We start from the raw sequence: 9,469 nt of genomic DNA, 5'->3' as shown, positions 1-9,469 counted from the left end.
CCCTGGCGGAGCGCTTCGCCGCGGGCAGGCCCCTGGCGCTCGGGTTCCGGCGGGGCGAGGCCGACTTCACCCTGCTGGCCGCAACCCCGGGCCTCGGCCGGTGGGAGACGGTGCCCGCGCCCCTGCTGCCCGAGGGCCCGCGACTTCACCCCGAGGGGCTGCGGAACTGGGAGGTGCTGGCGGGGCCGGACGCGACCTACGATCTCCAGCCGCTGTCGGGGGTCACGCTCGCCTGGCTCGCCACCCCGCTCTGGCTCCTGCAGATGCGGCTCTGGGGGCTTGCGGCCGCTCTGGCCGCGGCGGTGGCGCTGGCCTTCGCGGTTGCGCCCTGGCTTGCGGCCGGCGTTTATCTGCTGGCCGCCGTGCATGTGGGGCGCGCGGGCCCGGCCTATGTGCGGGCGGACCGCAGGCTGCGGGGCCTCCTGCCCGTGGCAACTCTGGCCGCGGGCAGCGAAGCCGAGGCCCATGCCGCCTGGCGGAGGCTCGAGCCGCAGGCGCGCTTTCTGTTCGCGCGCGCCCTGCCCCTGCCCGCGCCGGCCTCGGCCTGAGACGGTTCAGAGCGCGCCGGTGACGATGGCCTGACGGCGGCGCTGCACCGACGAGGGAATGTTCAGCTGCTCGCGATATTTGGCGACCGTGCGCCGGGCGAGCGTCACGCCCTCGTCGGAAATGATCCTTGCGATCGCATCGTCGCTCAGCGGATCGTCGGGCGATTCCGCCTGCACGAGCTGGCGGACGCGGTGCCGGACGGCGGCGGCCGATCCCGCCGTGTCGCCCTCACGCGCGGCGAGGGCTGCGGTGAAAAACGACTTCAGCGGAAAGGTGCCCTGCGGCGTGGCGATCATCAGTCCCGAACTCACCCGGCTGACGGTGCTTTCGTGCACGCCCACCGCATCGGCCACCTCGCGCAGCGTCATGGGCGCCATGCGCGCCGGCCCCTCCTCGAGGAAACCGCGCTGGCGACGGACCACCTCGGCGCCGATCTTGAGCGTGGTCTGGTTGCGGTGCTCGACGGCCCTCGCAAGCCAGCGCGCGACCGACAGCCGCTCGCCCACATAGGGCGCGGCCGTCCGGGCGAAGCCCTCCGCCGCATCCGAGCGCACCACGACGGCGGGCAGCGTCGAGCGGTTCAGATCCACCCGCCAGCCCTCGGCGCCGCGGCTGACCACCAGATCCGGCGGCCGCTGGGGCGGAGGGGCCGGGTCGAACAGCGCGCCCGGCTTGGGATTGAGGCCGCGGAGGCTGCGCAACACGGCCTTCAGATCTTCCATCCCGCAGCCGCATGCGCGGCACAAGCCCTTGAGATCGGCCGCAGCCAGCAGCGGCAGATGCGCGAGGACGGCCGCGAACAGCGGGGTGAGCAGCCCCTGCTCTTCCGCCTGAAGCCTGAGACATTCGGCGAGCGTGCGCGCGAAGAGGCCTGCGGGCTCGATCTTCTGCAGCCGCGCGAGGAGCGCCTCTGCCGCCTCGAGCGACAGGCCCGCGCGGAAGGCAAGCTCCTCCAGCGGACGACCGAGCCAGCCCCAAGGCTCGAGCGCATCGAGAAAGATCTGGGCGGCCGCCGCTTGCGGGGCGTCGAGCCCCAGACGCGCGATCTCGGCCGCGACATGGACGTAAAGCGACGGCCCCGGATCGGCGGCCAGCCCCGCCACACGGTCCCAGTCCTCCGGCGCGGTCTTGCCGAGAGGTGCCTGCGGCACCGGCGCCGGCGGCAGTCGCAGTTCGATGAAAGGGTTTTCCTCGGACTGGCTCTCGATGAAGGAGGAGAGTTCGGCATTCGGCATCTGCAGCAGGCAGATGGCCTGCTGGAGCTGTGCCGTCACCACGAGCGACTGGCGCTGTGCGAAGCTCTGTGCGGTATAAAGCTGCATTCCCGGCGTCATCCCAACCCTGTCGCAGGGAGAGAGTGGCGGAGATCGGCCGGCCGGGCAAAATTTCAGTTTGACAGGGGTAAAATGACGGAGGGTCGACACGGGATCTGCCGCCGCGGCGGCAAATCGCTTGGCGCGAAAGCCCTCCGCCCGTGCGCGGGCGGAGGGCCGATGCGGTGCCGTCGGTTTTCCGTCAGCCGCGGAGCAGACTCAGGACGTTCTGTTTCGAGGAGTTCGCCTGCGCCAGCATCGCCGTCGAGGCCTGGCTCAGGATCTGCGAGCGGGCGAGGTTCGTCGATTCCGCCGCGAAGTCGGCGTCCATCACCTGCGACTTGGCGGCCTGCACGCTGGTCGAGATGTTGGTCAGGTTCGAGATGGTCGAGTCGAGGCGGTTCGAGACCGCACCCAGTTCCGAGCGCGACTGGCTGATCTTCGACAGGGCCACGTCGATGACGCCGATCGCGGCGGATGCGCCTTCGGCGGTGGACAGATCGATCTCGGCCACCGAGCTGAGTTCCGACCCCTCGTTCGCATTGGCGAAGTGCGCCGTTGCGCCGCCGGAGACGGTGGCCGCAACCGAGAAGGACTTGGTCGAGACGAGGTCCACCTGCCCGGTCACGCCGGCGCTCTTGTTCGTCCCGAAGCCGATGTCCACGTTGGTCGCGGTGGCGGTGCCATCGGATTTCAGCGCGGTGACCTTGAAGTCGGTCGTGGTGGAGGAGACGCTCGTCAGCATGATGTCATCGCCGTTCGCGTCGGTGAGAACGATCTTGCTGTTGTCGTCCTTGGCCATGGCGGCGGTGATGCCGGTCTGGCCCGAGACTGCGTTGATCGCGTCGCGCAGGCCGCGGACATCGGACGCGTCGGTAATGCTCACGTCCCCGATCGAGACCTCGTTGCCATCGGCGGTGCCGATCTTGAAGCTCACCGTGTCACCCTTGGTGAAGCCCGAGAGCTGCGCCTTGGTGGTAGCGGTGGCCTCGACGCCGGTGCTCGAGGTCTTCTTGTTGATGGATTCGGCCAGCGTGCGCGCGGAGTCGCCCGCCGCGGTCGTGATCTTGTCGCTGCCGGCAAAGCCCGTGATCGTGATGTCGGTGGCGGCGGCGATCGTCGTGTCGGTGAGGGCCGCGTCGGCCACGACCGTGGAGGCGCTGGAGATCTTGTGGGCGCCGATGTCGGTGGCGGCGGCGCTGTCCACGTTGATGGCCATGGTCTGGCCCGAGTCGGCGCCGATCTGGAGCTGCTTGCCGGTGAAGGACCCGTCGAGCACCTTCATGCCGTTGAAGGTCGTCGATTCCGCCACGCGGTTGATCTCGGCGATCAGCTGCTTGCCCTCGGCCGCGAGCGATCCGCGGTCGGCGGCGGTGTTGGTGTCGTTCGAGGATTGCACGGCCAGTTCGCGCAGACGCTGGAGCATCGACGAGACCTCGACGTGCGCGCCTTCGGTCGTGTCCACGAGGTTCTTGCCGTCCTGGGCGTTCCGGATCGCCTGATTGAGACCCATGACCTGAGCGGTCATCTTCTCGCCGATGGCCATGCCGGCCGCGTCGTCCTTGGCCGCGTTGATGCGCAGACCGGTGGAGAGGCGCGTCATGGCCGTGTTGAACTGGTCGTTCACCTTGGACATGTTGGCCTGAGCCGCGATGGCACCGATGTTCGTGTTGATCGTCGTCATGGGTTGACCCTCCTGATCTCGCGTCGCTCGCCTCGCGGCGCTCTGTCCCCTTCAACGGCCGGCCGGAAAAACTTTTAGCGCCCGTCCCAAAAATCCGCGGCGGACGGAGGCGCCGTCCGGAAACCGGCCTGCGGGCTTGCATCTTTCTTGCAGGGGCGGGCTAAAGCCCCGCGGGCGCGCGCCGTTAGTCCGGGGGTAGAGCGCAAGGAGCATCCCATGGCGACGGACTGGCTGAACGCCCTCGGAGCATCGGGCTCGGGCCTGAACATCCGCGAGCTGGCGAAGAGCCTCGTCACGGCGGACACGGCGGCAAAGCGCACGGCCGCCGAGAAGAAGATCGAGGCGACCGAGGTCTCGATCTCCGCCCTGGGCAAGGTGCGCGCGCAGTTCCAGTCGCTGACCGAGGCCATCGGAACCGTCACGCAATCCTCCGTCCTCAAGGCCACGAGCTCCAGCTCGGCCCTCTCGATCAGCGTCACCGACCGCGCGCTCGTGTCCGAACAGGTCACCGAGATCGAGGTTCTGCAGGTGGCCCAGCGGCAGGTGCTGGAGTTCGGCGGCTTTCCGGCGGCGGATGCCGCCCTTGGCGCGGGCAGGATCACCATCGATTTCGGCGTCTGGTATGCGCCCGAAGGATCGGAGGAAGCCACGAGCTTCGCGCAGAACCCCGCCCTCGCCAGCTCCTCGATCGATGTGGGCGCCGGCGCCACGCTGCAGGATCTGGCCACCGCCTTGAGCGACATTCCGGGCGTGGTGGCGCGCGTGCTCGACAAGGGGGACGGGACCTTTTCGCTCGGCGTCGTGTCCGAACCCGGCGCGGGCAGCGCCCTGCGCTTCACGGTGAGCGAGGCCACGGCGGGCAACGGGCTGGCGCGCTTCGACACGACGGCCACCAACCTCGACGCTCAGGTGCAGTCCGCGACGGATGCGCTGCTCACCGTCGACGGGATCACCGTCGCCCGCGGCTCGAACGAGATCACCGATCTGGTTCCGGGTGCCACGATCACCGTGTCGGGCAAGACCTCGGGCCCCGCGGCCCTGTCGATCAGCCGCGACAGCGCGCTGGCCGAGGCGGCCATGGCCTATCTGGTCGAGGAGCTGAATGCGTCGCTGAAGATCATGCGCGATGTGACGGTGCGCTCGATCGACGGCTCGGCCGCAGGCGATCTGGTGGGCGACAGCACCGTCGAGGCGTTGAAACGGCAGTTCTCCTCGCTCCTCTCCGGGCCCCTGACCGGGCATGGCGAGAAACCCGTCTACCTCTCGCAGCTCGGGGTCTCGACCAACCGCGACGGCTCGCTCTCGTTCGACGAAAAGGCCTTCCAGAAGGCTTTCTCGGCGCGGCCCGAACTCTTCGATGCGATGTTCACCGACAGCTTCTCCTCGCGCACCGACGGGGTGACGGTCGCAGGCGCGCCGACCTCGAAGGCGGCCTCGGGGGACTATGCCTTCCGACGCGATCCCGGCACCGGCGCTGTGACGGTGGCCGGCGCCGCGACCTTCGGCCTGCCGGGCACCGACGGCACCAGCAAATACATCGTTCTTGCGGGCGACATGGCGGGGCTGATCGTCACCGCCCGGGACGATGTCAGCGATGCCACCCTCCGCTTCGGGCGCAGCTTTGCCTCGCAGCTCCAGTCGCTGCTCGACGGGGCGACCGAGGCGGAGGGCAGCATCGCGAAACGGGAGGATCAGATCGGCAAGCTGGCCGCGGAGCAGGCCGAAGTGATCGAGGCGCTCGACCTGCGAGCGACGAAGCTCGAGAGCCGTTATCTGGCGCAGTTCACGGCGATGGAACAGGCGGTCTCGCGGATGAAGAGCACGGGGACCTATCTCGAGAATCTCGTCAAGTCCTGGAACAAGGACAGCTGAGGCGGACCCGTCCGGCAGGGTGGGCGGCGCTCAGGCCGCGCTGCACCGCATGATGCCGAACTTCTTCATCTTCTCGATCAGCGTCGTGCGGCGCAGGCGCAGCGCGTCGGCCGCACGGCTCACGCAGCCATCGCGCTTCGCCAGAGCGGCCTCGATCAGCGCCACCTCGATGTCGCGCAGATAGCCGCGCAGGTCGAGGTCGGCCCGCCCCTCGAGCATGTCGTAGAACTGGCTCGGTTCGGGCAGCCCCTGCGCCTGCGGCGCGGCGGCCGGTTGCTCGCCCGCGGGTCCCTCGGGGTCGGGCATGGCGAGCTGCAGAAGGTTCTCGCGCACATGGCGCGCCGTCACGATCCGGCCCGGAAAGAGCACGATGGCGCGCGCGAGCACGTTGCGCAATTCGCGCACATTGCCCGGCCAGGGATGCGCGGCGAGCGCCCGCAGCGCGCTCGCATCGAAATGCGGCAGATCCAGCGCCGGATCCCGCGCCAGCTGATCCTCGAGCATCCGCGCGAGGATCAGCGGAATGTCCGAGGCGCGCTCGCGCAGGTCGGGCAGTTCGAGCGGAAAGACGTTGATGCGGTAGTAGAGATCGCAGCGGAAACCGCCCGCCGTCACCTGCGCATCGAGGTTGCGGTGCGTGGCCGTGATAAGGCGGAAGTCGACCTCGATCTCGCTGGTGCCCCCCACGCGGCAGATGCGGCGGCTTTCGAGGACGCGGAGCAGCTTGGCCTGCAGCGCCAGCGGCATGTCCCCGATCTCGTCGAGAAAGAGCGTGCCGCCGTGGGCCATCTCGATCCGGCCGATCCGCTGCCGGTCGGCGCCGGTAAAGGCGCCCTTCTCATGGCCGAACAGCTCGGATTCGAGAAGATCCGCCGGAATGGCGGCGCAGTTGACCGCGATCAGCGCCCCGCCGCGGCCCGAGGCCCGGTGCAGCGCCTCGGCGGCCAGTTCCTTGCCGGTGCCGGTCGCTCCGCGCACGAGGACAGGCGCATCGCTGACGGCAACCGCGGCGATCAGTTGCTTCACCCGGCAGATCGACACCGACTCGCCCGGGATCACCCGATTGATGAGGCCGGCGGGAGGGGGCAGCGGGCGGGAGCGGGCTCCCTCGGGCGAGAAGTGACTGGTCATGCGGCGGGGCCATACTTCGGAACATTGGTTAACTGGTGATGAAGATCGTCCACCGGTGCCGATGCTGCAACTGCATCAATGGCCTGTCCGAAAGTGCAAAAGCAGGGGTCACGACCGAGAGACATGGACACTATCCTTTTGGACAGGTATTCGCCTCATGGCTGCATCGCAAGCAGGTCGCGGAAGGACTCGACCGCGCGGAACCGGGCGCGGAGGCGGTGCGGAAGTTCCGCCTCGTCGAGGAGGTCCGGCGCGGCTGCGGGAAGCTCCAGAGGCCCGCGCGAGGGGATGGCGAAGACCGCCCGGGGCAGCCCTCCCTGCGTCTCGCCGAGGCTCACCATCGGCTGCGGGGCCAGCACGAGGAGGCCCTGCACCCGCGCGGCGGCAAGGGTCGCCTCGTCGGGCAGGTCCGCCGCAGCCCCGGCCGGGCGCGATCCGCCGCGCTCGGCCTCGACCTTGGCGAGATAGGCCGCGCCGCGCCCGCGGTCGGCCGAATGATAGGCCGCCGTCGCCGCCTCCCACGAGCCGAGGCGGGCGCGGAGTTCGCGCAGGAAGCGCGCCGCATGGCGGGGGTTGCGCACCGGATCGATCATCTCGTCGGCCGAGGAAAAGGCCGGCGCATGCCAGCGCCAGTTGAGCTGCATGCAGCCCACGTCGATGTTCGACACGCCCGAAGCCACCGTCGCCTCGAGCATCCGCACCGCCTCGGCCCGGGTCTCGAAGACCATGCCGCGCCCGCCCTGGTTCAGCGTCCAGGGCCAGGCGCGCCCGCCCCGGCCCGATTCCACGCGGGCAATGGCCGCCATCAGCCCCTCGGGCACGCCTGCCTCGGCACCGGCCCGGGCCGCGAGCGTCTCGCAGCTTTCGGCCGCCGCGACAGCAGGGGCGGCCAGAAGCGTCAGGATCAGGACGAGCGCGAACCTCATGCCCGTCGCGGGCAAGGGCCGTGCCATCCGGCCCTAGCGCAGGTAATCGAACAGGCTGCGGTTGGCGATCTTGACATAGGTCTGCTGCGCCGCCTCCTGCGTCAGGAGAAGCTGCTGCAGCCGCGTGACCGCCTCGGCCACGTCGAGATCCTCGAGCCCGCCGATGGCGGTGGCTATCCGGGTCTGCCGGGTCTTGATCGCATCCGCCTGCGTGTCGACCGAGGCGGCGAGCGCGCCGGCGCGGGCGCGCTGCTCGGCCATGTGGCTCACGGCGGCATCGAAGGCATCGGTCAGCGAGGCCGCGTCGAACCGCGCGGGCATGATCCAGCCGCCCTCGTCCTCCGCGCTGGTGAAGGTTGCGAGCACATCGCGCGGGTCGTCGCTGCGGCTCATCTCCGAGACCGAGATGCGGCCCACGGCCCCGAGGACAAGCGTCCCGTCCGGTTCCTCCGTGGCGGTGACGCCGGTCACGGCCGAGGCCGCATTGATGGCGGCAAGGGCCGAGCCCGGCAGCCGCTGCTCGATCTCGGCCGAGCCCGCCGGGCCCGTCAGGGTGAAGCGCACCGTGGCCGGGGCCGGAGGGGCGGCCAGAGAGAGCCGCGCCGTATCTTCCGCGCTGCGCTGCGGGCTGGCATGTGCCAGCGGCACCGACAGGCTCGCCACCAGATCGTCGGCCAGATCGAAGAGGCTGCGCGCCCCCGTCTCGGTCGGCACCGCCATGAAGACCTCGGCGCCGCCGAGGCTCGTGGCCACGCGCAGGGTCTCGGAGAGCTGGGCCGTGGGCTGCCCGTCGTTCCCCGCAAAGCGGACCGTGTCGCCCTCCTTCACGAAGGCCGGGCCCGCGGCATAGCCCGCAAAGAGGCCCTGCCCCATCGCATCCTTGCGGTTGGCCAGCGCGAAGAGCGCCTCGCGGGCAGACTCGGCCACGATCCGCAGACCGGCGCGGCCCTCATCGGAGAGCGTCGGGTTTCCCGCCTGCAGGACGACATCCTTGAGTTCGCGCATCCGGGCCGCGACCTCGCCCAGCGCCACGTCGGCATGGGCCAGCCGGTCCGCGGCCGAGGCAGCATTCGCGCCGTAGCGGCCGAGCGTGGCTTCCATTTCCTTCGCGGCCGAAAGCTGCACCGCGCGGGTGGGATCGGCGGACGGGCGCGGATCGCGCACCTCCGAGGCGATGCGGGCCTGCAATGTGCCGATCTCGGTCTGGAGGCGCGAGAAGTTGCGGCTGGCAAGCGTGGCGAAGAGGGTGGTTCCGAGGGTCATGGCCGCCTCACAGCGCGTTCAGGAGGGTTTCGAACAGGGTTTGCGCCACCGAGAAGACCTGCGAGGAGGCCTGATAGGCCTGCTGCTGCTCGATGAGCCGGGCGGCTTCCTCGTCGAGATTGACCGCGCTCGCCGCCGCAGAGGCGCGTTCGGCCACCTCGAGCGCCGCCGCGGTCGAGGAGACGCGCCCGGCGGCTGCCTTGGCCTGTGTGCCGATCCGGGTCTGGAGCTGCATGTAATCGGCCCCATAGCCGCCCTGGCCGGTGGCGGGATCGCCCGAGGCCAGCGCCATCAGCCGGTCGAGGATCTCGCCGCCGCCCGAGCTGCCGGTGGCGGGCGTCAGGGTGAACCGGTCGCCGGTGGCGAGCGTGCCCGTCAGCGTGATGCGGAACCCGCCCACGGTCACGGACCCGTCCGCGCCGAGTGTGCGGCTGCCGATGGAATGGCCGGTCGCCGTGTCGAAGAGCTCGACCTGCCGGCTGGCCGCATCGATCACCCGCAGCTCGACCGCGGCCGGTGTGGGGCTCGGAGGGGCTTCCTCGAGCGCTCCTGCGAGCCGGAGCGTGCCCGTGCCGGTCATGACGACGATCAGATCCTCGTCCGGCAGATCGGTGAGGGTCAGACGCTGGCCCGCGAGCGCCTGCGCCTCGGCCGAGGCCGCGACGGGTGCGCCGGTGGTGGAGGTGAGGACGAGCGCGCCCTCCGACACCGCCACCGAGACGCCTTCGGCG

General features: G+C 70.2%; 8 protein-coding genes. 2 read left to right on the top strand and 6 right to left on the bottom strand.

Translation table 11 applies throughout. The features are described from left to right. Nucleotides 1–548, top strand: a 548-nt coding sequence (locus A9O63_RS16290; RefSeq protein WP_069332882.1) for a hypothetical protein, incomplete at its 5' end; no start/stop codon positions are given. Nucleotides 549–554: 6 nt separating this feature from the next. Here the strand turns inward: A9O63_RS16290 and rpoN are convergent. Both rpoN and A9O63_RS16280 read right to left on the bottom strand, forming a co-directional pair. Continuing rightward, a complete protein-coding gene (gene rpoN, locus A9O63_RS16285; RefSeq protein ID WP_069332881.1) occupies nucleotides 555–1,871 on the bottom strand; it encodes an RNA polymerase factor sigma-54 in 1,317 nt (438 codons plus the stop codon). 193 nt (nucleotides 1,872–2,064) lie between these two features. Then, on the bottom strand, nucleotides 2,065–3,546 hold the full coding sequence (locus A9O63_RS16280) for a flagellin N-terminal helical domain-containing protein (RefSeq protein ID WP_069332880.1): 1,482 nt from the start codon (nucleotides 3,544–3,546) through the stop codon (nucleotides 2,065–2,067). Nucleotides 3,547–3,762: 216 nt separating this feature from the next. Between A9O63_RS16280 and fliD the strand changes: the two genes are divergently transcribed. Then, a complete protein-coding gene (gene fliD, locus A9O63_RS16275) occupies nucleotides 3,763–5,418 on the top strand; it encodes a flagellar filament capping protein FliD (protein ID WP_069332879.1) in 1,656 nt (551 codons plus the stop codon). A 30-nt stretch (nucleotides 5,419–5,448) separates the two neighbouring features. Here the strand turns inward: fliD and A9O63_RS16270 are convergent, their stop codons facing one another. From A9O63_RS16270 to A9O63_RS16255, 4 genes are all read right to left on the bottom strand, one after another. After that, entirely contained in the window at nucleotides 5,449–6,549 is a 1,101-nt protein-coding gene (locus tag A9O63_RS16270; protein ID WP_069332878.1) for a sigma-54 interaction domain-containing protein, read from the bottom strand. Between the two features lie 155 nt (nucleotides 6,550–6,704). Next, entirely contained in the window at nucleotides 6,705–7,475 is a 771-nt protein-coding gene (locus tag A9O63_RS16265; protein ID WP_069332877.1) for a transglycosylase SLT domain-containing protein, read from the bottom strand. A gap of 33 nt (nucleotides 7,476–7,508) precedes the next feature. Continuing rightward, entirely contained in the window at nucleotides 7,509–8,738 is a 1,230-nt protein-coding gene (flgL, locus tag A9O63_RS16260; RefSeq protein ID WP_069332876.1) for a flagellar hook-associated protein FlgL, read from the bottom strand. 7 nt (nucleotides 8,739–8,745) lie between these two features. After that, on the bottom strand, nucleotides 8,746–9,469 hold a 724-nt coding region (locus A9O63_RS16255; protein WP_328585911.1), incomplete at its 5' end, for a flagellar basal body rod C-terminal domain-containing protein.

The organism is Cereibacter johrii (genome assembly GCF_001720585.1).
GTDB classification, from domain to species: domain Bacteria; phylum Pseudomonadota; class Alphaproteobacteria; order Rhodobacterales; family Rhodobacteraceae; genus Cereibacter_A; species Cereibacter_A johrii.
Note: the sequence above shows the minus strand (reverse complement) of the source record. Positions and strands in the feature narration are given on the sequence as shown.

Bases quoted from the DNA above. Each gene is read 5' to 3' on its own strand.
- rpoN (WP_069332881.1), bottom strand. From the start codon at position 1,871: ATGCAGCTTTATACCGCACAGAGCTTCGCACAGCGCCAGTCGCTCGTG.
- A9O63_RS16280 (WP_069332880.1), bottom strand. From the start codon at position 3,546: ATGACGACGATCAACACGAACATCGGTGCCATCGCGGCTCAGGCCAAC.
- fliD (WP_069332879.1), top strand. From the start codon at position 3,763: ATGGCGACGGACTGGCTGAACGCCCTCGGAGCATCGGGCTCGGGCCTG.
- A9O63_RS16270 (WP_069332878.1), bottom strand. From the start codon at position 6,549: ATGACCAGTCACTTCTCGCCCGAGGGAGCCCGCTCCCGCCCGCTGCCC.
- A9O63_RS16265 (WP_069332877.1), bottom strand. From the start codon at position 7,475: ATGAGGTTCGCGCTCGTCCTGATCCTGACGCTTCTGGCCGCCCCTGCT.
- flgL (WP_069332876.1), bottom strand. From the start codon at position 8,738: ATGACCCTCGGAACCACCCTCTTCGCCACGCTTGCCAGCCGCAACTTC.